The organism is Rathayibacter sp. AY1D1 (assembly GCF_002932635.1).
Classification (GTDB): Bacteria; Actinomycetota; Actinomycetes; order Actinomycetales; family Microbacteriaceae; genus Rathayibacter.
On sequence record NZ_PSVY01000004.1, the window covers coordinates 68,264 to 94,573 of the forward strand.

The following is a 26,310-nucleotide window of genomic DNA, read 5'->3' on the forward strand; positions in this document are numbered from 1 at the left end:
ATCCGAGTGCCGCTCCCGGGAGGCGGCCCCGCCCTCATCCGGCGCGCACCCCCGCCGTCAGTCGATCGAGCAGCCCGGCTCGTCCGACAGCGCCCGCTGGATCCGGGCGCGGTGCTCGTCCGACATCGGCGGCAGCGCGTCGGGCGCGAACCAGCCGACCTCGGTCGACTCGTCGTCCGCGACGTGGGCCTCCCCCGAGATCCAGCGGCAGCGCACCACGTGGTCGAGGTACTGCGAGCGGTCCCCGTTGGGGTACTGCATCGGCGGGAGGGTGTGCACCTGCACGAGGCGCTCGACCTCGATCTCGACGCCCGCCTCCTCCTGCGCCTCGCGGCGGGCGGTGCCGGCGACGGTCTCGCCCGGGTCGATGATCCCGGTGACGGCCGTCCAGGCTCCGGTGTCGGCGCGCCGGACGAGCAGGACCTCGAGCGCCGGCTCCTCGCGGAGGATCACCGCGGTCACGCCGGTGAGCCAGAGCAGCTCGGTCCCGATCCGCTTGCGCAGCCGCAGCACGAAGTCGGGAGTCGCCATCAGTGCTCTTCGGGTCGGAAGTCGAACGCGACGATGCCGGCAGTGTCGACGAACGGCCCGACGAACTCCTTGAACGCGTCGTGCGCCGGATCCCAGTGCGCGGGGTCCTCGACGGCCGGCCGGCCCAGGTAGTAGTGCAGGTCGCCCTCGGAGGAGAAGGTCAGCAGGAACGCGCGGTCGAAGCCCTCGCCCGCGCCCTCGATGCTCAGCTGCGGCCCCGTCTCGATCGACTCGATGTAGGGCCGTCCGTCGCGGACGCACTCGTCGGCCAGGGCGAGGAAGCGGCGGGTGACCTCGTCCGCCTCGGCGACCAGCGCCGTCGGGCGGAAGCGGATCAGGACGAGGTGCCGGAGCGTGCCCGGGCGGAAGTCGCGGGCGACGAAGCGCTCCGGACCGATCTCGTCGAGGACCGCGGTGGCGCGCTCCGGGCCGCTGCGCCAGCGCGAGCCGACCGTCTCGGCCGCATCCCTGATGTCCGTCATGCCGACGCCTTCCCGGCGCGGGCGGCACGCCGCCGCTCACGATACCCCTCGACCAGGTTGTAGACGACGGGCAGGACCACGAGGGTCAGCACCGTCGAGGACACCAGGCCGCCGATCACGACGATCGCCAGCGGCTGCGAGATGAAGCCGCCGTGGCCCGTGATCCCCAGCGCCATCGGCAGGAGGGCGAAGATCGTCGCGAGGGCGGTCATCAGGATGGGCCGGAGCCGCCGCTCGGTGCCGTGCAGCAGCGCCTCCCGCACCGGCATCCCGCGATCGCGGTACTGGTTCACCAGGTCCACGAGCACGATCGCGTTGGTGACGACGATGCCGATCAGCATCAGCACGCCGATCAGGGACGGCACGCCCAGCGGCACGCCGGTGATCACCTGCAGGAGGATCGCGCCGGTCGCCGCGAACGGCACGGACACGAGCAGGAGCAGCGGCTGCAGGAGCGAGCGGAACGTCGCCACCATCACGACGTAGACGATCAGGATCGCGACCAGCAGCGCGATGCCCAGCTGCGAGAACGCGTCGGCCTGGTCGGCGGTCACTCCGCCGAGGGAGGCGTCGACACCGGCCGGAAGCGCCGTCGCGTCGATCGCGTTCTGCACGGCGACGTTGGCCGAGGCGAGGTCGTCGCCCTCGGGGGTGACGGTGATGGTCGCGGTGCGCTGCCCGCGCTCGGTGGTGATGCTCGCCGGACCGTCCGTCTGCTCGACCGCCGCGAGGGTGGAGAGCGCGACGGCGCCGGCGAGGGTCGGCACCTCGAGGGTCCGCAGCTCGTCCACGGTGGCCGGCGGCTGCCCGTCGGCCAGGTAGATCGAGAGGGTGCGGTCGTCGATCACGACGCTGCCGACCTGGCTGGGCTGGAGCGCCTGGCTGACGATCGTGCCCACGGCGACCTCGCTGAGACCCGCCCGGGCCGCGGCGTCGCGGTCGACCCGCACCGCGATGTAGGGCAGCGAGGAGGAGAGGTTGCTCTCGGCCTGGCTGATCCCGTCGGTCCCGCGCAGGGCCTCGAGGAGCTGGTCGCTCGCGCTCTGGAGGTCGCTCTGCGAGGCGGTCGAGAGGTCGACCTCGATGTCCGAGGAGGCGCCGAAGCCGGAGGAGGCGGCGACGCTGATGTCCTCGGCCGAGGCGACGCCCGACAGCGCGTCGCGGACGTCCGCCTGCACGGCCTCCTGGTCGGCCGACTCGTCGGCGGTGACGGAGTAGCGGATCGAGGTGCCGCCGCCGCCTCCGCCGAACGCGCTCTGCAGGCCGCCGGAGGAGCCGACGGTGAGCTGGACGGTCTCGACGCCGTCGACGCCGAGGATCGCCGTGCTCGCCTGCTGCGCCGTCGCGTCCTGCGCGTCGAGGCTCTGGCCGACGGGGACCGTCTGGGTGACGGTGAAGGTGTCCTGCCCGCTGGAGCCGAGGAAGTTCGTCTTCATCAGCGGGTACAGCGCACCGGTCCCGACGAGCACGAGCAGCGCGAGGAGGACGGTGACGACCGAGTGCTTCAGCGTCCAGTGGATGATCGGGCCGTACACCGACTGCAGCCCGCGCGCCCGCCGGGGAGCGGCGTGGGCGCCGTGGTGCGGGGCCTCCTCGACCGGCGCGGCGGTCTCGGCCGGGACCCCCGAGGCGGGTGCCCCTCCGGCCGCCGCGCGCTCCTCCGCGAGCGCCGCCTGCGCGGCCTGGCGCACCGCCGGCCGCTTCGAGGGGCGGAGGAACCAGTAGGCCAGCACCGGCACGATCGTCAGCGCCACCACGAGGGAGGCGAGCAGGGCGATCGACACGGTCAGCGCGAAGGGCCGGAACAGCTCGCCCGTGGTGCCGCCGACGAACGAGATCGGCAGGAACACCGCGACCGTGGTGATCGTGGAGGCGGTGATCGCGCCGGCGACCTCGCGGACGGCGACCGCGATGGTCCGGGCCCGGTCCTCGCCCGCGTCGAGGTGCCGCTTGATGTTCTCGATCACGACGATGGAGTCGTCGACCACACGCCCGATCGCGATGGTGAGCGCGCCGAGGGTCAGGATGTTGAGGGTGTAGCCGGCCGTCTGCAGGCCGATGAAGGTGATCAGCACCGAGGTCGGGATCGAGATGGCCGTGACCAGGGTCGAGCGCACCGACAGCAGGAACAGCAGGATCACCAGCACGGCGAAGACGAGGCCGAGCGCCCCCTCCTGCGCGAGCGACGCGATCGACTCCTGGATGTAGGGCGCCTGGTCGAAGACCGGGGTGAAGGCGGCGTTGTCGCCGATCGACTCCTCGAGGTCCGGGAGCAGCGCGGCCACGCCGGTCGACACGTCGACGGTGTTCGCGGCCGGGAGCTTGGTGATCGAGAGGGTCAGGGCGGGCTGGCCGTTGACGCGCGAGATCGAGGTGACGGGGGCGTCGGTGACGGCGACGGTCGCGACGGAGCCGAGGGTGGTGACCGTCGGCTCTGCGGTCACGGCCGCGCCTCCCGCCGCTGCTCCGGCGTCGGAGCCGCCGGCGGAAGCCCCGGCACCCGCGGAGGCACCCGCGCCCGCTGACGCACCGGCGCCGCCCGAACCCGCGGAGGCACCTGCGGACGGCAGCAGCGGCAGCGCCGCGATCGCGTCGGTCGAGTCGAGCTTGACGCCCGACTGCACCGAGAAGGTCGACCCGTCCTGGGTGATCTGTCCGCCCGCCACGAGCACGCCGTTCTGCTGCAGGGCCGAGCGGATGTCGCCGGTCGAGAGGCCGGCCGCGGCGAGCGCCGCGTCGTCCGGGGTGATCGTGACGCGCTGGGCGGTCTCGCCGACGAGCGCCGCCTCGCGCACGCCCTCGACCTTCTCCAGGTCCGGGATGACCGTGGTGCGCAGGCGCTCGGCCAGCGCGTCCGCGTCGCCGTCGCTCGACACGGCGAGCTGCAGCACCGGCAGGTCGTCGAGGGAGCCGGTGACCACCTGCGGGTCGACGCCGTCCGGGAGCGTGCTCTTGATCCGGTTGATCGCCTGCAGGATCTTCTGCTCGGCGGTGGCGAGGTCGGTGCCGTAGGTGAAGGACGCCGAGATGAGGGAGGAGTCCGGGGAGGACGTCGCGCTGGTCGTCTCGAGCCCCGGCACCCCCTGGATGGCGGTCTCGATCGGCGTCGAGACGTCGTCGTTGACCACCTCCGGAGCGGCGCCCGGGTAGGACGTGACGACGGCGAGCTGCGGGAAGGAGATCGACGGCGCGAGCTCCTGCTTGAGCCCGGTCAGGGCGACTCCGCCAAAGACGGCGATGACGACGGTGACGAGCGCGATGAGCGCCCGGTTCTTCATGCTGAGGACCGCGAGGAGATGCACCCTCCGAGTCTTCCATCAGCCGACTGAGTGTTGGGAGGGACGCGGCGTTCCGGGGCGCGCGACGGGGCGACCCGCGCCACCGGCCGGCCCGGACGCCCTCAGCCCAGGCGGACCTCCGCCGTCGACGACCCGACAGGGAGGCTCACTGCAGCGCCCGCCCCGGCGCTCGAGAGCGCGAAGTCCCCGGCGAAGGCCCGGACGCCGACGCGCCCCTCGGCGTCCGTCCGGAGCACCGTCGGCTCGAGCCACCAGTCCCCGCGGATCCGCGAGCGCAGCGCCTCGTAGGCCGGCTTCGGGCTCCCGTCGCGGCGGAGGAACCCGCCCGGCGCTCCGAGCCAGGCGCCGGCGTCGTCGAAGCCCCAGTAGGTGATCGCCTCGACCGCCGGATGCGCGACCAGCGTCTCGTAGTGCCGCACCATCTCGTCCGCCTGCCGCGCCTCCCCCTCCGGGGTGGTCGGCCAGTCCTCGACCACGTGGTCGTTGAGGTCCTCGATCTCGGCGGGCATCAGCTCGCCCGAGACGAGGGTGGTCTCGGTCCAGTGCAGCGGCAGGCCGAAGCGCGCGAACCTGTCGCAGATCGCCGTGATCTGCTCCTCCCCGCGGAACCCCTGGTGCATGTGCGACTGCAGGCCGATCGCATCGGGCCGGGTCCCGGCCTCGAGCACGTCCTCGATCAGCCGCTCGTACTCGGGCCCGAGGTCGAAGTCGTTCAGCACGAGCACCGGTCCGGTGCCGAGGCTGCGCGCCTCCGAGAAGGCCAGCTCGACCATGACGACGCGTCCCTTCTCGCGGGCGAGGCGGGTGACGGCGTTCGTCACGCCGTCCGGCTCGTTCGCGAAGCGCGGCATGATGACGACCTCGTTGATCGCGTCCCAGGTGTCGATCAGCCCGGCGAAGGCGCCCACCTCCCGGCGGATGCGCGCGCGGAGGAGCTGCTCGGCCTCGTCCAGCGGCAGCGCGTCGAGCCACTCCGGCTTCACGTAGTGCCAGACCAGCGGGTGCCCCTTCAGGCGGACGCCGTCCGCGGCGAGCGCGCGCGCCTCGGCGAGCACCTCCTCCGTCGCGGTGCGGCCGCGCTCCGGCTCGAAGCGGCCCCAGTAGACGGGGAGCGTCGCCGTATCGAACAGGTCGAGCCAGAGCCGGCGCTCCTCGGCGCGCGCGGGGTCGGTGCTCGGAGGGGTGCAGCCGAAGGCGAAGGCGTGGCGGCGCTGCTCGACCGTCACGTCGGCGTGGGCGAGCGGAGCGCCGTCGGCACCGAGGACGGTGACGAGGGCGTCGGCGAGACGGGGGCTGAAGTCGGTCATGCGGGGCCTCTCAGGCGGGGTGGCGCTCGTCGAGCGCCGTGTACTCGGATCGGGTGAGCGGGAGGACCGCTCCGTGCTTGGTGTCCTCGGGCAGGTCGAACTCCTCCGCGAGCTCCCAGCGGCCCGAGGCCGGGTCGGTGCTCGTGTAGGCGCGGTAGCCGTAGGGGCGGAGGGCGTACTGGTCGACCCAGAGCGACCAGCGCTCCTCGCGGTGGTGCCGGAAGACCAGCGGCCCCTCGATGCTCGGGCCGAGCTCCTGCCCGATCCCCCGGGCGACGGTGGCGAAGTCGTCCGCGAGGAGGGAGGAGCCGACCTGCTGGAACACCTGCATCGTGTCGGGGGCCTCGTCGTGCTGCTTGGCGAAGCGGTGGACGGCCGTGCCCTCGATCAGCAGCGTCATGTCGATCACTCCGCCGGGCAGCCGCAGGTAGGTCTCGGGCTCGGTGAACGTGCGGAAGTCGCGCGTGCGGGAGAGCAGGATGCGGCTGTCGCCCGTCTCGCCGGTGGCGGGGTCGCCGTCCTCGGCCAGGCCGGAGGACCAGTGCACGAGGAAGTCGCCCGAGACCGGGTCGTAGACCGACTCCGGCGCCCAGGCCATGCCCGCGCCCTCGGGAGCGACGGCGACCGCGCGCGGCTCGGACCACTCGAGGAGGTCCGGGGAGTCCCAGACCACGAGGTCGCGGCTCCCCCGGTGCCGGTAGAGGTCCCAGTCCGGGCCCTCGGGCCGCCAGACGCGGAGGTCGGTGGCGACGAGGTGGAAGCCCCGCGGCGCGCGGACGATGTGGGGGTCGCGGACGCCGCCCGTGCCGCCGGTCCACTCCAGCACCGGCCCGAGCGCTCGCCAGCGCAGCGGATCGTCGCCCCGGCTGAGCGAGAGGAAGATCTTCTCGCTGTGGCCGGTCCGGTCCTCCATGAAGTGGACCAGCAGGTAGCCGTACCCGTCGCTCATGAGAGAACGATCTCACACGCCCGGCGGGTACTCCACCTCAGACCACGTCGGCGAGGTACCCCGGGTCGGCCGCCGGGTGCCGGGCGACCTGCGCCCAGGCCGTCGCGAGCGCCTCCACGGCCCGGTCGGTCGCCTCGGGCGAGTAGCCGATCGGGATGCGGAGGAAGCGCTCGAAGGCGCCGTCGATCCCGAAGCGCGGGCCCGCGGTGATCAGCAGGCCCGCCGTCCGGGCGGCGAGCGCCAGCTGCGAGCTCGCCGGCCGGCCCAGGCCCACCCAGGTGGAGAGACCGCCCGAGACCCGCGGCACGCTCCACTCCGGGATCGCGCGCGCCAGGGCCGCCTCGAGGTGGTCGCGGCCGGCGCGCAGCTGCGAGCGCCGCAGCTCCAGCACGCCGTCCATCCGGCCGAGCATGTCCGCGACCAGGAGCTGCTCCAGGATCGGCGTGCCGAGGTCGCTCGCCGAGCGCGCCAGCGCCAGCTTGCGGATCACCGCCCGCTCGGCGCGGATCCAGCCGATCCGGATGCCGCCCCACAGCGTCTTGCCGACGGAGCCGATCGAGAGCACCGTCCCCTCGGGCCCGTAGGCGGCGAACGGCAGCGGCGTCATCCGCCGGTCGATGTCGAGCTCGGCCGTCGTCTCGTCGGCGATGATCAGCGTGCCCTGCCGGGCCGCGGCGGCGATCGCCCGCTCCCGCAGCTCGGGGGCCATGGAGCGGCCGGTCGGGTTGTGGAAGTCGGGCATCAGGTAGGCCAGGCTCGGGCTCGTGCCGCGCAGCGCGGCGATCAGGCCCTCTCCGTCCCAGCCGTCCGCCCCGTCGACGTTCACCGGCACGAGCCGCGCGCCGGCCAGCCGGAGGGCCTCGTAGGCGTGCGGGTAGGTCGGGGCCTCGATCAGCGCCCGGTCACCCCGCGCGAGCAGCGTGCGGGCGACGAGCGCGATCGCGTGCTGCGCGCCGATGGTCACCATGATCTGGCCGGGCTCGGTGCGCAGACCCCGCGCTGTGTAGCGCTCGGCGATCGCGCGGCGCAGCACCGGCAGGCCGACGGTGTCGTAGGAGCCGGAGTCGAAGTGCTCGGGGGCCGCCTGCGCCGCGCGGGTGTACGCCTCGGCCAGCTCGGGGACGGCGGGCAGGGCCGCCTTGGTGAAGTCGAGGAAGTCCGGCGCGAGCGAGGGCACCGCGTGCACGGCCGCTCCCGGCAGGCGGGTGACGCTGCCGGAGCCGCGCACGCTGACGAGGTAGCCGCTGTCGCGCAGCTCGCGGTACGCGGCGGCCACGGTCGTGCGGCTGACGCCGAGGCGGGCCGAGAGCTCGCGCTCGGCGGGCAGGCGGCTGCCCGCGGGAATGCGGCCGTCGATCCCGAGGAGGCGGATCCGATCGGCCAGCGCGAGGTAGGCGGGCCGGGTGCCGCGCTGCTCGCGCCAGTCGCCGAGGAGGGTCTGCAGGGCGCGCGCGCCGAAGTGGACATCAGCCATGCGTCCAAGGTAGCCGGATTGGACCGCGCGAAGAAGGCCAATGTCGCGCTGTGATGAGTCCATGACCCTCACCGCTCCCGTTGCCGCCGCCGCTCCCCCAGCGGGCCAGTGGCGCCTCCGACCCGTGCCGCGCCTGCTGGTGGGCCTGATCCTCTACGGATTCGCCGACGCGATGATGATCCGCGCGGCGATCGGCGTGGACCCGTGGACCGTCTTCGCCCAGGGGGTCGCGCACCAGACCGGGCTCGGGATCGGACTGCTCACGAACGTGATCGGCCTGCTCGTCCTGCTGCTGTGGATCCCCCTCCGACAGCGGCCCGGTCTCGGCACCGTGCTGAACGTGCTCGTGGTCGGCACGATGATCGATGTCGGGCTGCGCGTGCTGGCGACGCCGGAGGAGTGGTGGGCCCGCGGCCTGCTCTTCGCAGGCGGTCTCGTTCTGCTGGCGGTCGCGAGCGGGATCTACATCGGCGCCCACCTCGGTCCGGGGCCCCGCGACGGACTGATGCTGGGCCTGCACACCCGCACGGGCCTGCCGATCTGGGTGGCGCGCTCGGGCGTCGAGCTCACGGTGCTGCTCATCGGCTGGGCCCTCGGCGGCGACGCCGGCCTCGGCACCCTCCTCTTCGCGGTGCTGATCGGGCCGCTCTGCTCGGTGACCCTGCCTCTGCTCGGGGTGCGGAGGCACTGACCCGCGCACGACGGAGGCCCCGCCTCCCGGATCGGTTCCGGGAGGCGGGGCCTTCGCGATCGGATCGGCTAGCGCTTGGCCGCGATCTCCGCGCGCATCCGCGACGCCTCGTCGGAGTCCTGGATCGAGGCGATCCCCTCGGTGATCGAGGTGCCCGACGCGGGGGCCTCGTGCTCGTCCGCTCCGAGCGTGGTCTCGTCGAAGGGCGAGCGCCCGCCGAGGACCTCGCGGACCTGCACCATGTCGATCTGCTTGGTCCAGGTGCCCACGAGAAGGGTGGCGACCGCGTTGCCGGTGAAGTTGGTGACCGCGCGGGCCTCGGACATGAAGCGGTCGATGCCGACGATCACGCCGACGCCGTTGACCAGGTCGGGGCGGAAGGACTGGAGGCCGCCGGCCAGCGTGGCCAGGCCCGCTCCGGTGACGCCCGCGGCGCCCTTCGAGGCGATGATCATGAAGAGGAGGAGGCCGATCTGCTCCGGGATCGACATCGGCGCTCCGGTGGCCGAGGCGATGAACAGCGACGCCATCGTGAGGTAGATCGCCGTGCCGTCGAGGTTGAAGGAGTAGCCGGTGGGCACGGTGATGCCGACGACGGGCTTGGAGACGCCGAGGTGCTCCATCTTCGCGATCAGGCGGGGCAGCGCCGCCTCCGAGGAGGAGGTGCCGACGATGAGCAGGTACTCGCGGGCCAGGTACTTCATCAGCGAGAAGATGCTGACGCCGGTCACCAGGCGCAGCAGCAGGCCGAGGACGACGACCACGAAGATCGCGCAGGTGATGTAGAAGCCGATCATCAGGGTGGCGAGAGCGACGACCGCTCCCCAGCCGGTCTTGCCGACGACCGCGGCGATGGCGCCGAACGCGCCGATCGGGGCGACCCAGAGCACCATCGAGAGGATGCGGAAGACCAGGACCTGGAGCTGCTTGATCGCTCCGAGGATCGGCTGGCCCTTGGCGCCCATCTTCTGCAGCGCGAAGCCGACGAGCAGCGCGACGAAGAGGGTCTGCAGGATGCTGCCGTCCACGAGCGAGGAGAACAGCGAGACGGGGATGATCCCGAGGACGAAGTCGCTGGTGCTCTCGGCCTTGAGGTCGCTGGTGTCGTAGGTGGCGCTCGAGATGTCGAGGCCCTCGCCCGGGTGCAGGATGTTGCCGACGACGAGGCCGATCGCCAGGGCGAAGGTCGACATCACGATGAAGTAGCCCAGCGCGAGTCCGCCGACCTTGCCGACCGTGGCGGCCTTCGCGATGGAGCCGATGCCGATGACGATGGTGCAGAAGATGATCGGCGCGATCATCATCTTGATCAGTCCGACGAAGGCCTTGCCGACGGGCTCGAGCGTCGCCGCGAAGGCGGGAGCGACGAGTCCGACCACGACGCCGGCGACCACGGCGATGATGACGGCGATGTAGAGCCAGTGGTTCCGGTCGATGCGCCGCCGGGTCTTCGGAGGGGTGACCGCGGGGATCAGCCGGTCGGACGGCGTCTGAGGCGTCTTCGCCATGGGGGTGTCCTTCTCTTCGTCGAGGTGAGGGGGTAGGACGATGGTGGCCCCGCCTCCGGAGCCCGGCACGGTTGCGTTCATACTGTTCACGGCGGGGCGCCCCGAGCGCTCGCTCACGAGGGAGTGGCATGGTCAGGACGCCGAGCGCACGCGGACCGCGCGGCAGCATCGCCGCGCGCCTGTTCGCCGTGCAGCTGCTGAGCATCCTGCTGATCGCCGCGGCGGCCGTCGCGGTGCTGGCCCTCGACGCGCGGAGCCGAGCGGGCGACGAGGCCGCCCAGCGGAGCCTCGTCGTGGCGCGGACGGTGGCCGACAATCCGTTCGTCCTCGAGTCGACGGCCGGCGCGGACCCCTCCGCGAGCCTGCAGCCGTACGCCGAGGAGGTCATGCGGGACACCGGCGTCGACTTCCTCACGATCATGGCCCCCGACCGCACCCGGTACACCCACCGCGACCGCGACCGGATCGGCCTGCCGTTCCAGGGCACGATCGAGCCCGCGCTGGAGGGGCGGACCTTCACCGAGACGTACACCGGCACGCTCGGGCCCTCCGTCCGCGCCGTCGCACCGATCGAGGACGCCGACGGCGCGGTCGTCGCGCTCGTGTCGGCGGGCGTCACGCTCTCGGCCGTGGACGCCTCCTTCGCCGCCCGCGTGCAGGTCGTCGCGTGGGGCGCGCTCGGCGCGGTCGCGCTCGGCGCCCTCGGCTCGTGGCTCCTCGCCCGCTACCTGCGCCGCGTCACGGGCGGGCGGGGCCCGGAGCAGATGAGCCAGGTCTTCGCCTACTACGAGTCCGTCCTGCACTCGGTGCGGGAGGGGCTGCTGCTGGTCGACGACCGCGGCCGGCTGGTGCTCGCCAACGACCACGCGCTGGAGCTGCTCGGACTCGAGGGCGTGCGGACGCCGGTGCCGGTCGCCGAGCTCGACCTCCCCGGCGCCCTGCGCGAGCTGCTGCAGGACGACGAGCCCGTCTCGGACCGCCTAGTCGTCGCCCGGGAGCGGATCCTCGTGGTGAACGAGCGGCCCGCCGCCTCCCCCGGCGCCCGCCCCCTGGGCACGGTCGTCACGCTCCGCGACCGCACCGAGCTGCAGCGGGTGAGCGGCGAGCTGGAGTCGCTGCGCACCCTCTCGGACGCGCTGCGCTCGCAGACCCACGAGTTCTCGAACCGCCTGCACACCATCGCGTCGCTGATCGAGCTCGGCCGGCCCGACGAGGCGCTCGCGTTCGCCGCCGGCGAGCTGAACCTCAGCCAGCGCCTGGCCGACCGGGTCCTCGGCTCCGTGCAGGAGCCGGTGATCGCCGCCCTGCTGCTGGGCAAGGCCGCACAGGCCCGCGAGCGCGGCGTCGAGCTGCACTTCGAGACGCACCTCGAGCCCGGCACGCAGGGGCTGGAGCCCGGGGACCTCGTGACGGTGCTGGGCAACCTGATCGACAACGCCCTCGACGCGGCCGCCTCGTCCGCTCCGGACCGCGAGCCGTGGGTGGAGGTCTACCTCGGCCTCGCGGAGGGCGAGCTGGTGGTGCAGGTGTCGGACAGCGGCCCCGGAGTCGCGAGCGCCGCCGACGTCTTCGCGCGCGGCTACTCGACGAAGGAGTCGGACGGCTTCGGCCGCGGCATCGGCCTGGCGCTGGTGCAGCAGGTGGTGCAGCGGCTCGGCGGCTCGATCGAGGTCTCGCGCCACGTCGGCGCGGTGTTCACGGTGCAGCTGCCGCTGCCCGCGCGGGTGGCGTCGTGATCCGGGTGCTCGTCGTCGAGGACGAGCCGCTGACCGCGAGCGCCCACGCCGACTACGTCCGGCGGGTCGACGGCTTCGAGGTGGCCGCGGTCGCCGGCAGCGGCGCGGAGGCGATCCGGGCGCTGCGCGCGGACCCGGGCATCGCGCTGATCCTGCTCGACATGAACCTGCCTGACATGGGCGGCCTCGACCTCTGCCGGGCCGTCCGGGCGGCGGGCCTGGACGTCGACGTCATCGCGATCACCGCCGTCCGCGACGCCGCGAACGTGCGCGCCTCCGTCGCCGCCGGCATCGTGCAGTACCTGATCAAGCCGTTCGTCTTCAGCGCGTTCGCCGCCAAGCTCGCCAGCTACCGGTCGTACCGCGAGCGGATGCACGGCGCCGACGTCGCCAGCCAGCACGAGGTGGACGGGGCCTTCGCGGCGCTCCGCACCTCCAACGCCCCGGGTCTGGCCAAGGGGCTCTCGGCCCAGACCCTCGAGGCCGTCACCGCACTGCTGGGCCCCGTCGGCCTCTCGGCGGCCGAGCTCGCCACCCGCCTCGACATCTCGCGGGTGACGGCCCGCCGCTACCTCGAGCACCTCGCCGACTCCGGAGTCGCGGACCGCGCGCCCCGCTACGGCTCCCCCGGCCGCCCGGAGCTGGAGTACCGCCGCCGCTGAGCGCGCGTCAGGCGGCCCGCAGTGCGGCGGCGATCTCCTCCTCGATCAGGTCGTGGTTGATCGCCGCGCCCACGCGCAGCCCGTCGGCGGACGAGGCGACGACCTGCGCCATCGGCTCGACCAGCGAGCCCGCGGCGAAGACCCCGGCGACGCCGGCCCGGCCCATCGGATCGACGGCGAGGTGCCGCGCGACTCCCGACGGGTGGTCGGCGAGCTCGAGGCCGAGCCCCTCGGGGAGCCGCCCCTCGACCCGCGGGCCGACGACGAGCGCGTCGAGCTCGTGCCGCCGACCGTCGATCACCACGCCGACCAGGCGGTCGTCCTCGACGAGGACCTTCTCGACGCGGCCCGGCACGAGAGCGATCCCGCGGGCGGCCAGCGCCGCCGCCTCGTCGCCGGCGTGCACGGGTGCGCCGTGGAGCAGGATCGACGTCCGGTCGCTGAGCTGACGGAACATCTGCGCCTGGTGCCCGGCGAACGAGCTGCCGAGCACGCCGATCCGCCGGCCGCGCACCTCGAAGCCGTGGCAGTAGGGGCAGTGCAGGACGTCCCGTCCCCAGCGGGCGCCGAGCCCGGGGATCTCCGGCAGCAGGTCGCGGACGCCGGTCGCGAGCAGGAGGCGGCGCGCGCGGAGGATCGTGCCGTCGGCGAGGGTCGCGGTCACGCCCTCGGCACCCGCGGAGGCGCGGACCGCCTCGCCCTCGACCACCCGGGCACCGTAGCCCTCGGCCTCGGCGCGCGCCAGGCGCACCAGCTCCGTGGGCGGGACGCCGTCGCGGGTCAGCACGTTGTGGGCACCGGGCGAGGGTGCGTTGCGTGGAGGTCCGCCGTCGACGACGAGGACGTCGCGGAGACTGCGGCCGAGGGCGGTGGCAGCGGCGAGGCCGGCGAAGGAGGCGCCGAGGATCAGGACGTCGGCGGGGGCGGGGACGGACGGGCCGGTGGGGGCGTCGGTGGAGGTCATGGGTCGATGCTCCGCCGCCCCGGGGCGGGCCGCGAGGATCCGTGCCGTTCCGGCATGCGGCGCGACCGCCCGTGCCAGGATGGCGTCGTGCCCGAGACCCCGCCCGCCCCCTCCGACGACGAGATCGTCGCCGCCGTCGGACCGCGGCTCCGTCGCCTGCGCACCCGCCGCGACCGCACGCTCGCGTCCCTCGCCGCCGAGACCGGCATCTCGGCGAGCACCCTCTCGCGCCTCGAGAGCGGCGGCCGCCGCGCGACGCTGGAGCTGCTCCTCCCGATCGCCCGCGCCCTCGGGGCGCCGCTCGACGAGCTCGTCGGCGCGGCGCCGGAGGATCCCCGCGTGCACGGGCGGCCGGTGCGCCGGAACGGCATGCTCATCCAGCCGCTCAGCCGCGACGCGGGCGCGCTCCAGGCGTTCAAGCACACGCTCCCGGCCGGGCCGGTGACGGAGCCGGCGGAGCAGCGCGCGCACGAGGGCTTCGAGTGGCTCTACGTGCTGAGCGGGCGGCTCCGCCTGCGGCTCGGCGAGCACGATCTGGTGCTGCCGGCCGGCGAGGCCGCCGAGTTCGACACCCGGGTGCCGCACTGGTTCGGCCGCGCCGACGAGCAGCAGGTCGAGTTCCTCAGCCTCTTCGGCCGCCAGGGCGAGCGGATGCACGTGCGCGCGTCCACGCGCCGCTGAGCGCGGTCACGCCTCGCCGAGCACCTCACGCGCGAAGCCCTCGGTGCGCGCCCGCAGAGTCGCGATCCGCTGTGCCCGCGCCGCCTCGAGGTCGAACCCGATGTAGGCCACCGACGGGCGCCGCCGCACATTCACCGAGCACTCGAAGCGGGAGCAGACGAGCGTGCCGAGCGAGTCCCCCGCCCGCCCGGCCGCTCCGGCCTTCCGCGCCCCGAAGAAGACGACGTCGTTCGGGAGCTGCACGTCGCGGCACCACGAGCACTGCGCCCGCGAGCGCGGCAGGGCGTCGGCCTGGGTGAGCAGGACCCCGACGAGGCGCTCCTCCAGCGGCACGACGACGTAGGCGCGGCGGCCCATCCTCCGGTCGCGCCAGCCGAGGTGGTCGATGACCGACCAGTCCAGCGCGTCGAAGTCCTTCGGCAGCGCGAGATCGGCGACCTCCTTGCGGGAGGCGTTGACGAAGGACTCGCGGATCTCGGTCTCGGTCAGTGGCTGCATAGCGCTTCCGAGCCTAGGCCGGGATCAGCCCAGGTGGGCGACGGCCTCCTTCGGAGCATGGGCGAGGAACTCCTCCTTCTTCACCCGGATCATCGCGACGGCGACGACGGAGGCGACGACCAGCCCGATCGCGGCCGCGACGAAGACCGCGGAGTAGCCGTCGACGAAGGCGACCGGCGACTGCTGCTCACCCGCGACTCCCGCGTAGAGGGTCGTGAAGATCGACAGCCCGATCGAGCCGCCGATCTGCATGGCGGCGTTCGCGGTCGCTCCGGCGGCACCGGCGTCGTGGGCCGCGACTCCGGTGAGCGCGAGGTTCTGCAGCGGCACGAAGACCATTGCCATGCCGATGCCCAGGAGGATCAGCGCGGGCAGCACCTCGAGGAGGTAGCCGCCGTCGGGGGTGATGCGGCTCAGGTAGAGGAGCCCGGCCGCCGCGATCAGCGGGCCGACGATCATCAGCACGCGCGGGCCGATGCGCGGCAGCAGCTTGGCGGCGACTCCGGCGACGATCATGATCGTCACCGTCATCGGCAGATTGGCCAGGCCCGCCTCGAGCGGCGGCAGGCCCAGGACCAGCTGCAGGTGCAGGGTCAGGTAGAGGGTGGAGCCGATCATCACGCTGCCGACGATCGCCTGGACCAGGAAGGCTCCGCCGCGGACGCGGTCGGCGACGATGCGCAGCGGCAGCGACGGGTGGTCGGAGCGGGCCTGGATCCGCACGAAGAGGGCCAGCAGCAGCACGCCGACGAGGAGGAAGCCGAGGGTGTCGACGCGGAGCCAGCCCTGCTCGGCGAGGGTGAAGCCGTAGACGACGCTCGCGAGCCCGAGCGCGACGGTGATCGTCCCGGCGACGTCGAAGCGGTTGCGCCCCTCCGCGCGGCTCTCGGTGACGAGCAGCTGGCCGGCGATCGCGCCGACCACGACGACGGGGACGTTGACGAGGAGGCACCAGCGCCAGTCGGCGAACTCGGTGAGCAGCCCGCCCAGCACGAGGCCGACGGCGGCGCCCGCTCCGGCGACCGCTCCGAAGACGGCGAAGGCCGTGCCCCGCTCGCGGCCGGAGGGGAAGGAGACGGTGAGGAGGGCCAGAGCGGCCGGGGCGAGCAGCGCGGCGAAGGCGCCCTGCAGCCCGCGGGCGGCGATCAGCTCCGTGCCGGAGGTGGCGAGGCCGCCCCAGGCGGAGGCGGCGCCGAAGCCGATCATCCCGATCAGGTAGGTGCGCTTGCGGCCGGTGTAGTCGGCGATGCGGCCGCCCAGGAGCAGGAGCGCGCCGAACGCGAGGGCGTAGGCGGTGACGACCCACTGGCGCTCGACGTCGGTGAGGCCGAGGTCGGCCTGCGCGGCGGGGAGGGCGATCGTGACGATGGTGCCGTCGAGCACGACGACGAGCTGCGTGAGCGCGAGGATCACGAGCACCCACCAGCGGCGGGCGGAGGAGGGAGCGGACGGGGAGGGCATGGCGGCCTTTCACACGGAGCGGAGCGGGACCGGCGGGTCCGGATCCGGGCCGCGTCATCGGGGCCGAACCACCCCAACCAGTTGGTTGGGCGAAGAAGAGTGTATCGTTCGAGCGCCCGGAGGTGAACCATGGAGCCGACATCCGATGCGGCGCTGCCCGCACGCGAGCGGATCCTCCGCGCCGCCTCCGTCGAGTTCGCCGCCCACGGCTTCGCGGGCGCCCGGGTCGACCGTGTGGCCGCGGCGGCGGGTCTGAACAAGGAGCGGCTCTACGCCTACTACGGCGGCAAGCGCGGCCTGTTCGTCGCGACCGTCGTCGAGGCGCTCGGCGCTCTCGACGAGACGCTCCTCGCCGAGGCGGCGGACCTCCCCGACCTCGCGGGCCGCATGTTCGACCATGTGTGGGAGCACCCGGAGTTCCTGCGCCTGCTCACGTGGGCGCGCCTGGAGGGAGCCGGCGTCTGGGAGGAGGCCGGCGAGCAGCTCGGCGGGGTCCCCGCCCCCGAGGCCCGGGTCCTCGAGTGGCAGCGCACCGGCGTCGTCGACGCGAGCTGGTCCGCCGACGACCTCTTCATCGCCCTCCTCGGCCTCTGCGAGATCTGGCACCTCACCCCCTTCGCCTCCCGGGGCGGGGAGAAGACGCGCGACCGCCGCCGCGCCTTCGTCGTGCACGTCGCGCAGCTGGTGGGCGCACCGCGCTGAGGCAGACCCCTCCCCCGGCAACGGAAGCGACGTCGGCATCTCCGATCCGGACGCGGTGGACGGGGCGGCTCATCCCTCCGAGCCGGAACCCGACGGATCGGACTGGAGTGGGAGGTCCCGCGGATCCGGCTTCGGGACGACCCCTTCATCACCCGGAAGGACCGCGCCCGCCGCGCGCTGAGCCTCGTCCTCGAGGAGGAGTGATTCGAAATCGCCGGGCGCGCACGGCATCTCCGCCCCGATCATGTACATCTCCTCGACAGCGCCGGTGACGAAGCTCGCCCGCAGCACCGGTCCGCCCTGCCCGTAGACCGTCGGGCGCGGAGTCGAATCGGTCACTCTCACCGTCATCCCCAGAGACTCCCAGTAGTCCGCGACCTTCCGCGCATCCCCCTCGACATCGGTGCCCGCCGGGGCCCACCAGGCGTAGCTGTAGCTCGCACCGCTCATCCGGTCGCCGGGGCCGCACACATCGGGCCTGGCCGCGCCGCTCCGCGGCCACCACCCCTCCACATCGAGCCGCCCCGCGGAGTCCCGCACGAACTCCACCACCCGATCCCGACCCTCCCGAGGACTCATCGTGCTCACCGGTCTCGCCTCCTTCTCCGTTGCACAAGCGGTCATCGACATCACGAGCAGAGCGGCGACGGTCAGCGCGACGCCCGTCCGCTGAGGAGAGCCTCTACCCGCCATGGGAGGCTCCCACGACCGCCTTCTGGAAGGCGGTCGGTCCGAGCGGCCGGTTCTCGGTCAGCAGGTCGAGTCGCCGGGAGACGGCCCACGCCGCGTTCTGCAGGGACTCGGTGTTCGTGTCGAGATACCCCGCGAGATCGCCGTCGTCGCTCTTCAGCGCAGCGTGATCCGTCACGATCCTCCCGGCGTCGCCTCCGGTCTCCACACCGAAGACGCGCGCGCCGAAGTCCTCGTCAGCGGGATCCGTGTGGTGGTTCCAGCTGAAGGCGCGGCCCATCCACGCGGCCTCGTCGCCGCTCTCGGTCTCGCCGAGGTACTTGTCCCGCGCCTGCCCCGCGAAGACGGATTCCGCGTGCAGGTCGCTCGCCTCGTCGACGCTGTCCGGGAGGCCGGCCGAGCCCAGCGTCACGACGACCCCGAGCTCGACGTCCGAGCGCGAGGCGGCGACGGCCATGACGGTGCTGCCGTAGGAGTGGGCGACGACGTTCGGCTTCGGCAGGTCGTCGCCCCGGACCGCGGAGAGCCCCTGGACAGCCGAGGCGAGTGCGGCGCCGCCGGCGACCGCCTGGTTCGAGGTGAGGACGTCCATGCCGTTCCCGCCGAGCCGCGCCATCGGCGGGGTCTCGTAGCCGATCCAGGAGACGACGGCGCTGCCGGGCGGGAGGAGCGACTGCAGATTCTGCGACGCCTTCGTCCATCGGGTCATGCTCTCCGTCGTCTGTCCCATCCCGGGGACGGCGTAGGTGACGTTCGTGGCGGTGTCGGGATCGCCGATCGAGACGGCGGCGAGCGGAGGCTCGTCGGCGGTCAGGGAGATGAGGAAGCGCGGGTCCTGACCGAGACCGCGCCGGAGCGATGCCCGCACGTCCCTCAGCGCCACCAGCTGCGACTCCACCGCCGCGAGTCGCTCCCCGTCGCCCGCCTTCCCGCGCAGGCCCGCCGCCTCGCTCCTCAGCGCCACGATCCGCGCCCTCAGCGCCCTCTCGTTCGCCCTCACCCGGGCGCGGTAGGGAACACCCTCCAGATTTCCGATCACCCCGGGCAGACCGGCGACCAGCGCCGCCTGCTGCGGCGAGAAGCGCGCGCCGTCCGTGGAGTCGAGGCTCCGCCACCAGTCGTTCACGAGGGTCGGAGCCAGTCGCCCGAGGCGCGCCGCGAGGTCGGGCGACGCCGCCAGGAGTGTCGCGAGATCGTCGGACGAGAGCGCCGCGAGGGAGTCGAGCAGGCTCCGGCCGCCCCGGGGCCGCGCCAGGGTGCCGACGGCGTCGAGGACCGGAACGGAGAGCGCCGCTCCCCCCGCGGCGGTGAAGGCCAGGGAGATCTGCTCGACCCAGGTCGCGTCGGCCGCACCGATCGACAGCAGCTCGCGGAAGCCCCGGAGCACCGAGAAGGACTCGACCGGCGCCCACGAGCAGCGGTTGCCGAAGGCTCCCCAGGCGGCCATCAGATCCTGGAGCCGGGAGCGCATCGCTTCGTCCGCCTGCCGGGTCTGCGAGACGAAGACGTCGAGGCGCTCGGGGTCGGCGGAGGTCGTGCCTCCCGCGGCGGGGCCGCCCGGGGACGTGCGGGGCACCGACCGGGGGGAGAACAGCGCACGGATCGGCGGAGGCACGACCGGCCGATCGGACGGCGGCCGGTCGACGACCTCCTCGACTCCCGCCGCGAGGGCCGCGACCGGATCGAGGCGGCGCTGCTGCTCGCGCTCGTCCGCCCGCCGCTCCCAGGCCGCGTACTCCTCCCGGCGCCGACGCTCCTCCTCGGCCTTCCGTGCCACGAGCCGCACCGTGTCGGCGAGCTCGTGCAGCTCGGCGCTCAGCCGACCGCGGTTCTCCCTGTCGCAGACGCAGACCCGGCGGAACAGCTCGGCGTACGCGCCGCGGAACTCGCCCAGCGCGTACTCGGCAGCGACGGACCTCAGCAGCCCCTGGGAGGCGAGCGCCTCCGCCGCCTCGTCCGAGGCGCGGACCAGCTCCGCCGCTGCTGCGTGGTCGAAAGAGAACAGGGTCATCGCCTCCTGAGTGAGAACATCTCAGGAAATGTAGAACGACTACGACGGCGTCGGCACCGGGTGGCGCGAGACGGCGCGCGGTCAGCGCGCCCGCGCCGCGTCCGGCGGCACGCAGAAGTGGCGCGGACCGCATCGGTCCGCGCCACTCGTCCAGATCACGCGGCTCACTCCGCCGCGGTCAGCCGCTCCAGGTATCCCGCGAACGCACGCAGGTCCTCCTCGGGCCAGGCGCTCAGCGCCTCCTGCATCCGCTGCCGCTGACGGCCGCCGAGGTCGCGCATCCGCTCGCATCCGGCCGCGCTGAGCGAGAGGAACCGCGCTCGGCCGTCGGCGGGATCGGAGGTCATCTCGACCAGGCCCAGCTCGGCGAGCTGGCGGGCCTGGCGGCTGATCGCGCTGCGGTCGACCCCGAGCCGCTCCGCCGCGGCGCCGGAGTGGACCGGACCGCAGCGCTCGAGGACCCGCAGCAGCCGCAGTCCGAAGGGCGGCAGCGCCGGGTCGATCGACGCCGCCGCGTCCCGGACGGCGAGGCGCACCTGGACGGCGAGCACGGTGATCTGCTCCTCGACCTCGTGCAGCGCCTCGGCCGAGGGCGCGGCGGCGGGCATCAGGAGCGCTCGATCACGTCGACGGAGCCGGTGGGAGCGGCGTGCCGGGCGTGCCCGACCGGCTCCTCCTGCCGCTCCTCGTCGGCGTGGCGGCCGTGTCCGACGGGAGTGGCCTCGCGACCCTCCCGGGCGTGCGTCGCGTCGTCCGTCCGCCGGGCCTGGCCGACGGGGCGGAGCGCCGCCTGGCCGTCCGAGGCGGCGATGAGGGCGTCCTCCGCGGCCTGCAGCGGAGTGGTCGGCTCCGCCTTGAGCTGCACCGCGTTCTTCGAGCCGAGGCTCACGTTCGGCAGGAGGACGACGGCGATCAGCGTGACCACGGCGAGCGGGATGCTGTAGAGGAACACGTCGCCGACGCCGATCCCGTAGGCGCTCTCGACCACGACGCGCACGGCGTCGGGCAGGGTGGCCGGCTGCGGGATCGTGCCGCTGCCCAGCGCCTGCGCGGCGAGAGCCTGGTCGGCGGGAGCGAGCCCCGCGATGCCGGTCTTGATGCGGTCGGCGATCACGGTGCCGAGCATCGAGCCCAGGACCGAGACTCCGACGGTGCCGCCGAGGCTGCGGAAGAACGTGACCGCGCTGGTCGCGACGCCGAGGTTCTTCACCTCGATCGAGTTCTGCACCACCAGGACGAGGTTCTGCATCAGCATGCCCAGGCCGGCACCGAGGACGGCCATGTAGATCCCGACGAGGACCAGGTCCGTGTCGTAGCGGAGGGTGCTGAGGAGGGAGGTGCCAATCACGGCGAGCACGCCGCCGCTGATCATGATCGCCTTCCACTTGCCGGTGCGCGAGATGATCCCGCCGAAGATCGTCGACGCGATCAGCAGGCCGGCCATCATCGGGATGGTGAGCAGGCCCGACTGGGTCGGCGTGGCTCCGCGGGCCAGCTGCATGTACTGCGCGAGGAAGACGGCGACGCCGAACATCGAGACGCCGACCGAGATGCTCGCCACGACGGCGAGGCTGAAGGTGCGGTTCTTGAACATCCCCATCGGGATGATCGGCTCGGCCACGGTGAGCTCGGTGATCACGGCGGCGATCAGCAGCACGACGGCACCGCCGACCATGACCGCGGTCTCCCACGAGGCCCAGTCGAAGTTCTTGCCGGCGAGGGAGACCCAGATCAGCAGGAGCGAGACTCCGCCCGCGATGAGCACGGCGCCGAGGTAGTCGATCCGCACCTTGCGCTTCGGGTGCGCGGGGAGGCGGAGGGTCATTTGGAGGAGGACGATCGCGACGATCGCGACGGGCATCGCGATGAAGAAGTTCCAGCGCCAGCCGAACGCGTCGGTCACGACGCCGCCCAGGAGCGGGCCGCCGACGGTGCCGATCGCCATCACGCCGCCGAAGAGGCCGGCGTACTTGCCGCGCTCACGGGGGCTGATGATGTCGGCCATGATGATCTGGCTCAGCGCGGCGAGTCCGCCGGCGCCCAGGCCCTGGAACACGCGGAAGACGATCAGCATGTTCGTGTCCTGCGAGAAGCCGGCCAGGGCGGAGCCGATGACGAACAGCCCGAGGGCGAGCTGGATCAACAGCTTGCGGTTGAACAGGTCGGCGAACTTGCCCCAGAGCGGGGTGGAGACCGTGGTCGCGAGCAGGGTCGCGGTGACGACCCAGGTGTAGGCGTTCTGGTCGCCCTTGAGGTCGGAGATGATCCGGGGCAGCGAGGTCGACACGACCGTGCCCGCGAGGATCGAGACGAACATGCCCAGCAGCAGGCCGCTGAGCGATTCGAGCACCTGGCGGTGCGACATGGCGCCGTCCGGCCCGGCGGGGGCGTGCGGCGCGGTGGTTCCGCGCGATGCGGCGCGGTGTTCGGGGTGTGACATGGGCTCCTCTTCAGCACGGCGGCGGTTCTAGTTGACTGCGATCAACTATTGACCGAGAGCAACTATATAGCCGGGCGTCACGAATCTCCAGTGGCACTCTGCTGCCGTCCAGGCGCCGCTCCGGCCGCGCCTATCCTCGGAGCATGGACAACATCGATCGGAAGATCCTCGATCTGCTGCGCCAGAACTCCCGCGCGGGCTACGGCGACATCGGCGGCGTGGTCGGGCTCTCCGCCTCCGCGGTGAAGCGCCGCGTCGACCGCCTCGTGGCCGACGGCGTGATCCGCGGCTTCACGATCAAGGTCGACCCCGCGGTCGACGGGATGGCCACCGAGGCCTACGTCGAGCTCTTCTGCCGCGGCACCGTCGCTCCGGACGAGCTCCGCCGCATCCTCTCCGCGGTCCCCGAGGTCGTCGACGCGGGCACGGTCACCGGCTCCGCCGACGCGATCGTCCACATCCGCTCGCGCGACATCCCCAGCCTCGAGCTCGCCCTCGAGAAGGTCCGCATCGCGCCCAACGTCGACCACACGCGCTCCGCGATCGTCCTCTCCCGCCTCATCCAGCGCAGCGAGGCCTGACGGATCGCGCCATCTCCTCGACGCGCGTCGCGACCGCCTGGTACTCCATACCTGTATGGTGAATTCAGGAGGGCGAGCATGAGCGACAGGGAACAGGCCGGTACGGCGGCACGACGGAGACGGCGCATCTGGCTGATGCTGCCGGCACTGTTCGTCGGCGTCCTGGCCGGGCACCTCGTCGCGACCGCGGTGGGCGCCGAGGATCCGTGGGACGTCGTGGTCACCGCCGCCGTCGCGGCAGCGGTGGCGTCCGTCGTCCTCGCCCTCGTCGACCGACGGCGCTGAGCCCTCCTTCCTGGATCGGAATCCGAGGGAGGGAACGACGATGGAACGACAGAGGACGAGCACGGCACTGGTCGCGGCGGCGGCCGCTCTGCTGGCGGTGCCGCTGTTCACAGCGCAGGCCGCGCACGCCGAGCCGGCGAGGCAGGAGACGAGCAGCCGAGTGCACCTCGAGGCACGGGGCGGATCGGCGTCGACGGTGACCTTCGACGTCACCGACGACACGCGGATCGTCGAGCTGGCGGGCGGCGGGGTCGGCTTCACGGACGGCGCCGAGACGTCCGACGCACTCCCGGAGAGGATCGACGTCGGACGCGGCCGCACCGTGTCGGGCCACTGGTCGATCGACGACTCCGACACGCTCACCTTCCACTTCGCCCCGGACTCGGCGTCCCGCTCGGCGGTGGGCGGCCTGCACCTGAACAGCGACTGGAGCTCGCCCGAATGGGGCCACTGCGTCGCCGGGAGCGGCGTCAGCGGTGCCGCGACCGGCGGGGTGATCGGTGCGATCTCCGGTCCCGGCGCGATCGCCTCCGCGACCGGCGGGCTGCTCGCGGGGATCATCGGCGGAGCGATCACCTGCTGAGCGCCGCCTCCTGAACGACCCGGATCAGGCGGGCGCGTCCGCTGCGGTGTGGACGCGCTCGCCGCCGATCCAGGTGCCCAGCACCCGGGTGTCCCCGATCGCCCGGGGGTCGCCGGCGAAGGGGTCCCGGTCCAGCAGGGCGAAGTCCGCCGCGAGTCCCACGGCGATCGAGCCCGACTCGCCCTCCAGGCCGTTCACCCACGCCGAGCCGGCCGTGGAGGCGGAGAGGGCGGTGGCGAGGTCGAGGCGCTGCCCCGGGAGGAACACCTCCTCGCTCCACCCCGGCTCGCGCTCGGACGGCGCCGAGAGCCGGTTCACCGCGACGTGGATCGCGGCGAGCGGGTCGGGCGTCGACACCGGCCAGTCGCTCCCCGCGGCGAGCACCGCGCCCGAGCGGAGCAGGTCGCCGAAGGGGTACTGCCACGAGCCGCGCCGCTCGCCGAGGAACGGCAGCGTCAGCTCCACCATCTGCGGCTCCAGCGAGGCCCACAGCATCTGCAGGTTGGCCGTGACGTCGAGCGCACGGAAGCGCGGCAGGTCGTCCGGATGCACGACCTGCAGGTGGGCGAGGTGGTGGCGGTTGCCGCGGCGCCCGTTCGCCTCGATCGCCCGCTCGACGGCGTCCAGGCACTCGCGCACGGCGCGATCGCCGATCGCGTGGAAGTGCACCTGGAACCCGGCCGCGTCCAGGAGCGGCACGGCCTCGCTCAGGAGGCGCGGGTCGACCATCGAGAGGCCGTCGCCGTGACCGTGGCCGCCGTGCCCGTCGAGGTAGGGCTCGAGCATCGCCGCCGTGATGTTCTCGGCGACCCCGTCCTGCATGATCTTGACGGTCGTCGGCGCGAAGCGGTCGGCGGCGAGCGCCGCGCGCCGCTCGACGAGCTCCGGGATCTGCTCGACGCCGCGGCCCCGGTCCCACCACAGCGCACCGCGGACGCGCCCGGTCAGCTCGCCGCTCAGCGCCGCGCGGCGGTACACCGGACCGGGGTCGCCCACATCGCCGTAGGAGCCGATGATCGCGTCCTGCCACGCCGTCACTCCGAACGAGTGCAGGGTCTCCTGCCCGAGGAGCAGCGCGCGGTGGAGCTCGTCCGCGCTGGCGGGCGGGAGATGGCGGCGGACCGCGTCCATCGCCCCCTCGTGCAGGGTGCCGGAGGGGGTGCCGTCGGCCAGGCGCTCGATGCGGCCGTCGGCGGGGTCCGGCGTCGTGCGGTCGATCCCCGCGAGGCGCAGTGCGGCGGAGTTGACCCAGGCGCCGTGCCCGTCGGCGTTGGTGAGGAAGGCGGGCCGGTCAGGGACGACCGTGTCGAGCTCGCGGGCGGTCGGGGTTCCTCCGGGGAAGTCGGGCAGGTTCCAGCCGCCGCCGAGGATCCACTCCGCTCCGCTCTCCCGAGCCGCGTACCCGGCGACCGTCGCCAGGTGCTCGGCGGGCGATCCACCCGCTCCGAGCCAGCAGCGCAGCAGCGCGGCGCCGCCCCAGACCGGGTGCACGTGGGCGTCCTGGAAGCCGGGGACGAGCATCCGGCCCTCGAGGTCGACCACCTCGGTGCGCGGCCCGATCAGGTCGGAGGCGTCGGCGCCGACCGCGACGATCCGCCCTCCGACGACAGCGACGCCGTGCGCTCGGGAGCGCACGGCGTCGGCGGTGAAGACGGCGCCGCCGGTCAGGACGAGATCGGCGGCGCGCACGGGTTCAGAAGCCCGCGGGAGCGAAGGCCTGCGTCATCTGGGAGAAGAGCGACACCGTCCAGCCGATCGCGATGAGGAACGACACGACCACGACGCCGAGGAAGACCCAGAGCGGGAGGAGGCCGCCGCCGGTCACGCGCTTCACGACCACGCTGCGGCCGATCACGTAGACGTAGGGAGCGGCGAGGAAGGCCCACGCCCAGTGGAACGGACGCTGCAGGCCGGCTCGCTTCAGCTGGCGCCAGTCGAGGAAGGCGAAGACGACCTCCGCCGCGTAGATCAGGAAGCCGACGACCTGGAGCACGCCGAGGCCGACGAGGTAGGCCGTCGACATCCCCATCGAGGAGCTCGGCCCGTAGGTCGAGGCCATCGACGAGTCGACGATCGCGCTCGGCGGGAGGAGGAAGATCGACAGCGCCGAGAGCAGCGGCAGGAGGACCACCACCCAGATCCACGGGGTGGACGTGACGATGCTCGTGTCACGCTGCTGCACGGGTGCTCCGGGAGCCGCGGAGTAGGCCGGGTACTGCGGCTGCTGCTGGTTGTAGGGCTGCTGCGGCTGCTGGCCGTAGGGCTGCTGGCCGTACCCCTGCTGGCCGTACTGCTGGGGAGCCTGCTGGCCGTAGCCCTGCTGCGGCTGCTGCTGGCCGGAGGGCTGCTGCGGCTGCGGCTGCTGACCGGCGCCCTGCTGGCCGTAGCCCTGCTGCCCGTAGCTCTGCTGCGGGTCGGCGGACGACGGCTGCTGCGGATACCGACCCGAGGCCGACTGCCCGTAGCTCGTCGCCGCTCCGCTCGACGTCTCCCCGTAGGCGGGACGCTCGGCGGGCGGCGAGGGCGGAGTCGGTGCGGTCGGCGGAACGGGAGTCGCGGCGGCCTGCGCCGACCCGCTCTCGGCCGGGGCGGTGGGAGTGGCCGCCGGCGCGTCGCGGAGCGACTCCGTCCAACCGGTCCCGTCCCACCAGCGCTGACGGGACGAGCCCGCCGGGTCCGGGTACCACCCGGCGCGGGGTCCGGAGGCCTCGCCGCCCGTGCTCGCGCCCTGGTCCGTGCCGGTTCCGTTGTCGTCCGTCATGGCGTCCTCCACTC

General features: G+C 73.3%; 24 protein-coding genes. 8 read left to right on the forward strand and 16 right to left on the reverse strand.

The genetic code is table 11. The features are described 5' to 3' along the window. Positions 1-57 precede the first annotated feature (57 nt). From C5C56_RS04315 to C5C56_RS04340, 6 genes are all read right to left on the reverse strand, one after another. Positions 58-531, reverse strand: a complete 474-nt coding sequence (locus C5C56_RS04315) for an NUDIX domain-containing protein (protein WP_104319157.1) — start codon at positions 529-531, stop codon at positions 58-60. Further along, on the reverse strand, positions 531-1,013 hold the full coding sequence (locus C5C56_RS04320; protein WP_104249875.1) for a Dabb family protein: 483 nt from the start codon (positions 1,011-1,013) through the stop codon (positions 531-533). Before C5C56_RS04320 ends, C5C56_RS04315 begins: the two co-directional genes overlap by 1 nt. Then, positions 1,010-4,315 carry an efflux RND transporter permease subunit gene (locus C5C56_RS04325; protein WP_104319158.1) on the reverse strand — a complete coding sequence of 1,102 codons (3,306 nt, stop codon included), beginning with the start codon at positions 4,313-4,315 and terminating at the stop codon, positions 1,010-1,012. Before C5C56_RS04325 ends, C5C56_RS04320 begins: the two co-directional genes overlap by 4 nt. Before the next feature lie 98 nt (positions 4,316-4,413). Continuing rightward, positions 4,414-5,619: an endo-1,4-beta-xylanase gene (locus C5C56_RS04330; RefSeq protein WP_104273635.1), complete on the reverse strand. Its 1,206-nt coding sequence runs from the start codon at positions 5,617-5,619 to the stop codon at positions 4,414-4,416. A gap of 10 nt (positions 5,620-5,629) precedes the next feature. Further along, entirely contained in the window at positions 5,630-6,568 is a 939-nt protein-coding gene (locus tag C5C56_RS04335; RefSeq protein WP_104319159.1) for a glycoside hydrolase family 43 protein, read from the reverse strand. Between the two features lie 37 nt (positions 6,569-6,605). Beyond that, positions 6,606-8,042: a PLP-dependent aminotransferase family protein gene (locus tag C5C56_RS04340; protein ID WP_104257666.1), complete on the reverse strand. Its 1,437-nt coding sequence runs from the start codon at positions 8,040-8,042 to the stop codon at positions 6,606-6,608. Between the two features lie 61 nt (positions 8,043-8,103). Here C5C56_RS04340 and C5C56_RS04345 point away from each other — a divergent pair, with 61 nt between their 5' ends. Continuing rightward, positions 8,104-8,733: a YitT family protein gene (locus tag C5C56_RS04345; RefSeq protein ID WP_374953113.1), complete on the forward strand. Its 630-nt coding sequence runs from the start codon at positions 8,104-8,106 to the stop codon at positions 8,731-8,733. 68 nt (positions 8,734-8,801) lie between these two features. Here the strand turns inward: C5C56_RS04345 and C5C56_RS04350 are convergent, their stop codons facing one another. After that, positions 8,802-10,241: a cation:dicarboxylate symporter family transporter gene (locus C5C56_RS04350; RefSeq protein WP_104319160.1), complete on the reverse strand. Its 1,440-nt coding sequence runs from the start codon at positions 10,239-10,241 to the stop codon at positions 8,802-8,804. Positions 10,242-10,369: 128 nt separating this feature from the next. Here C5C56_RS04350 and C5C56_RS04355 point away from each other — a divergent pair, with 128 nt between their 5' ends. Together C5C56_RS04355 and C5C56_RS04360 are read left to right on the forward strand one after the other, a co-directional pair. Then, positions 10,370-11,977, forward strand: coding sequence for a sensor histidine kinase (locus C5C56_RS04355; RefSeq protein WP_104269357.1), 1,608 nt, complete (start codon positions 10,370-10,372; stop codon positions 11,975-11,977). Further along, positions 11,974-12,639: a response regulator gene (locus C5C56_RS04360; RefSeq protein ID WP_104223809.1), complete on the forward strand. Its 666-nt coding sequence runs from the start codon at positions 11,974-11,976 to the stop codon at positions 12,637-12,639. Before C5C56_RS04355 ends, C5C56_RS04360 begins: the two co-directional genes overlap by 4 nt. Before the next feature lie 7 nt (positions 12,640-12,646). On the opposite strand, the gene C5C56_RS04365 is transcribed toward C5C56_RS04360, so the two are convergent. Then, positions 12,647-13,603 (reverse strand): NAD(P)/FAD-dependent oxidoreductase, encoded by a 957-nt coding sequence (locus C5C56_RS04365; protein WP_104319161.1) that lies wholly within the window; start codon positions 13,601-13,603, stop codon positions 12,647-12,649. 87 nt (positions 13,604-13,690) lie between these two features. Between C5C56_RS04365 and C5C56_RS04370 the strand changes: the two genes are divergently transcribed. Then, on the forward strand, positions 13,691-14,284 hold the full coding sequence (locus tag C5C56_RS04370) for a helix-turn-helix domain-containing protein (RefSeq protein WP_104283164.1): 594 nt from the start codon (positions 13,691-13,693) through the stop codon (positions 14,282-14,284). A gap of 6 nt (positions 14,285-14,290) precedes the next feature. Here the strand turns inward: C5C56_RS04370 and C5C56_RS04375 are convergent, their stop codons facing one another. Both C5C56_RS04375 and C5C56_RS04380 read right to left on the reverse strand, forming a co-directional pair. Next, positions 14,291-14,782 (reverse strand): FBP domain-containing protein, encoded by a 492-nt coding sequence (locus tag C5C56_RS04375; RefSeq protein WP_104222848.1) that lies wholly within the window; start codon positions 14,780-14,782, stop codon positions 14,291-14,293. A gap of 24 nt (positions 14,783-14,806) precedes the next feature. Continuing rightward, positions 14,807-16,243 carry an MFS transporter gene (locus C5C56_RS04380; protein WP_104260398.1) on the reverse strand — a complete coding sequence of 479 codons (1,437 nt, stop codon included), beginning with the start codon at positions 16,241-16,243 and terminating at the stop codon, positions 14,807-14,809. A 129-nt stretch (positions 16,244-16,372) separates the two neighbouring features. On the opposite strand from C5C56_RS04380, the gene C5C56_RS04385 reads away from it, so the two are divergent. Further along, entirely contained in the window at positions 16,373-16,945 is a 573-nt protein-coding gene (locus C5C56_RS04385) for a TetR family transcriptional regulator (RefSeq protein ID WP_104233110.1), read from the forward strand. A gap of 69 nt (positions 16,946-17,014) precedes the next feature. On the opposite strand, the gene C5C56_RS04390 is transcribed toward C5C56_RS04385, so the two are convergent. The 4 genes from C5C56_RS04390 to C5C56_RS04405 form a co-directional block, all read right to left on the reverse strand. Next, positions 17,015-17,497: a hypothetical protein gene (locus tag C5C56_RS04390; RefSeq protein WP_146081479.1), complete on the reverse strand. Its 483-nt coding sequence runs from the start codon at positions 17,495-17,497 to the stop codon at positions 17,015-17,017. Positions 17,498-17,627: 130 nt separating this feature from the next. Next, entirely contained in the window at positions 17,628-19,646 is a 2,019-nt protein-coding gene (locus C5C56_RS04395) for an alpha/beta hydrolase (protein ID WP_104319162.1), read from the reverse strand. A gap of 164 nt (positions 19,647-19,810) precedes the next feature. Beyond that, positions 19,811-20,254: a MarR family winged helix-turn-helix transcriptional regulator gene (locus tag C5C56_RS04400; protein WP_104319163.1), complete on the reverse strand. Its 444-nt coding sequence runs from the start codon at positions 20,252-20,254 to the stop codon at positions 19,811-19,813. Then, positions 20,254-22,011, reverse strand: coding sequence for an MDR family MFS transporter (locus C5C56_RS04405; protein WP_104273714.1), 1,758 nt, complete (start codon positions 22,009-22,011; stop codon positions 20,254-20,256). The genes C5C56_RS04400 and C5C56_RS04405 overlap by 1 nt, the downstream gene beginning before the upstream one ends. Before the next feature lie 218 nt (positions 22,012-22,229). On the opposite strand from C5C56_RS04405, the gene C5C56_RS04410 reads away from it, so the two are divergent. The 3 genes from C5C56_RS04410 (at position 22,230) to C5C56_RS04415 (ending at position 23,535) form a co-directional block, all read left to right on the forward strand. Beyond that, positions 22,230-22,667 carry an Lrp/AsnC family transcriptional regulator gene (locus C5C56_RS04410; protein ID WP_104222855.1) on the forward strand — a complete coding sequence of 146 codons (438 nt, stop codon included), beginning with the start codon at positions 22,230-22,232 and terminating at the stop codon, positions 22,665-22,667. 78 nt (positions 22,668-22,745) lie between these two features. After that, entirely contained in the window at positions 22,746-22,952 is a 207-nt protein-coding gene (locus C5C56_RS17465; protein WP_146076614.1) for a hypothetical protein, read from the forward strand. A 40-nt stretch (positions 22,953-22,992) separates the two neighbouring features. Continuing rightward, positions 22,993-23,535, forward strand: coding sequence for a hypothetical protein (locus C5C56_RS04415; RefSeq protein WP_104269353.1), 543 nt, complete (start codon positions 22,993-22,995; stop codon positions 23,533-23,535). Positions 23,536-23,559: 24 nt separating this feature from the next. Here the strand turns inward: C5C56_RS04415 and C5C56_RS04420 are convergent, their stop codons facing one another. Both C5C56_RS04420 and C5C56_RS04425 read right to left on the reverse strand, forming a co-directional pair. Then, positions 23,560-25,224, reverse strand: coding sequence for an amidohydrolase (locus C5C56_RS04420; RefSeq protein WP_104319164.1), 1,665 nt, complete (start codon positions 25,222-25,224; stop codon positions 23,560-23,562). Positions 25,225-25,228: 4 nt separating this feature from the next. Continuing rightward, a complete protein-coding gene (locus C5C56_RS04425) occupies positions 25,229-26,296 on the reverse strand; it encodes a DUF2510 domain-containing protein (RefSeq protein ID WP_146081478.1) in 1,068 nt (355 codons plus the stop codon). Between the last annotated feature and the right edge of the window lie 14 nt (positions 26,297-26,310).

Bases quoted from the DNA above. Each gene is read 5' to 3' on its own strand.
- C5C56_RS04335 (WP_104319159.1), bottom strand. From the start codon at position 6,568: ATGAGCGACGGGTACGGCTACCTGCTGGTCCACTTCATGGAGGACCGG.
- C5C56_RS04330 (WP_104273635.1), bottom strand. From the start codon at position 5,619: ATGACCGACTTCAGCCCCCGTCTCGCCGACGCCCTCGTCACCGTCCTC.
- C5C56_RS04345 (WP_374953113.1), top strand. From the start codon at position 8,104: ATGACCCTCACCGCTCCCGTTGCCGCCGCCGCTCCCCCAGCGGGCCAG.
- C5C56_RS04355 (WP_104269357.1), top strand. From the start codon at position 10,370: ATGGTCAGGACGCCGAGCGCACGCGGACCGCGCGGCAGCATCGCCGCG.
- C5C56_RS04400 (WP_104319163.1), bottom strand. From the start codon at position 20,254: ATGCCCGCCGCCGCGCCCTCGGCCGAGGCGCTGCACGAGGTCGAGGAG.
- C5C56_RS04375 (WP_104222848.1), bottom strand. From the start codon at position 14,782: ATGCAGCCACTGACCGAGACCGAGATCCGCGAGTCCTTCGTCAACGCC.
- C5C56_RS04340 (WP_104257666.1), bottom strand. From the start codon at position 8,042: ATGGCTGATGTCCACTTCGGCGCGCGCGCCCTGCAGACCCTCCTCGGC.
- C5C56_RS04415 (WP_104269353.1), top strand. From the start codon at position 22,993: ATGGAACGACAGAGGACGAGCACGGCACTGGTCGCGGCGGCGGCCGCT.
- C5C56_RS04385 (WP_104233110.1), top strand. From the start codon at position 16,373: ATGGAGCCGACATCCGATGCGGCGCTGCCCGCACGCGAGCGGATCCTC.
- C5C56_RS04380 (WP_104260398.1), bottom strand. From the start codon at position 16,243: ATGCCCTCCCCGTCCGCTCCCTCCTCCGCCCGCCGCTGGTGGGTGCTC.
- C5C56_RS04425 (WP_146081478.1), bottom strand. From the start codon at position 26,296: ATGACGGACGACAACGGAACCGGCACGGACCAGGGCGCGAGCACGGGC.
- C5C56_RS04395 (WP_104319162.1), bottom strand. From the start codon at position 19,646: ATGACCCTGTTCTCTTTCGACCACGCAGCAGCGGCGGAGCTGGTCCGC.
- C5C56_RS04350 (WP_104319160.1), bottom strand. From the start codon at position 10,241: ATGGCGAAGACGCCTCAGACGCCGTCCGACCGGCTGATCCCCGCGGTC.
- C5C56_RS04315 (WP_104319157.1), bottom strand. From the start codon at position 531: ATGGCGACTCCCGACTTCGTGCTGCGGCTGCGCAAGCGGATCGGGACC.
- C5C56_RS04405 (WP_104273714.1), bottom strand. From the start codon at position 22,011: ATGTCGCACCGCCAGGTGCTCGAATCGCTCAGCGGCCTGCTGCTGGGC.
- C5C56_RS17465 (WP_146076614.1), top strand. From the start codon at position 22,746: ATGAGCGACAGGGAACAGGCCGGTACGGCGGCACGACGGAGACGGCGC.
- C5C56_RS04365 (WP_104319161.1), bottom strand. From the start codon at position 13,603: ATGACCTCCACCGACGCCCCCACCGGCCCGTCCGTCCCCGCCCCCGCC.
- C5C56_RS04410 (WP_104222855.1), top strand. From the start codon at position 22,230: ATGGACAACATCGATCGGAAGATCCTCGATCTGCTGCGCCAGAACTCC.
- C5C56_RS04320 (WP_104249875.1), bottom strand. From the start codon at position 1,013: ATGACGGACATCAGGGATGCGGCCGAGACGGTCGGCTCGCGCTGGCGC.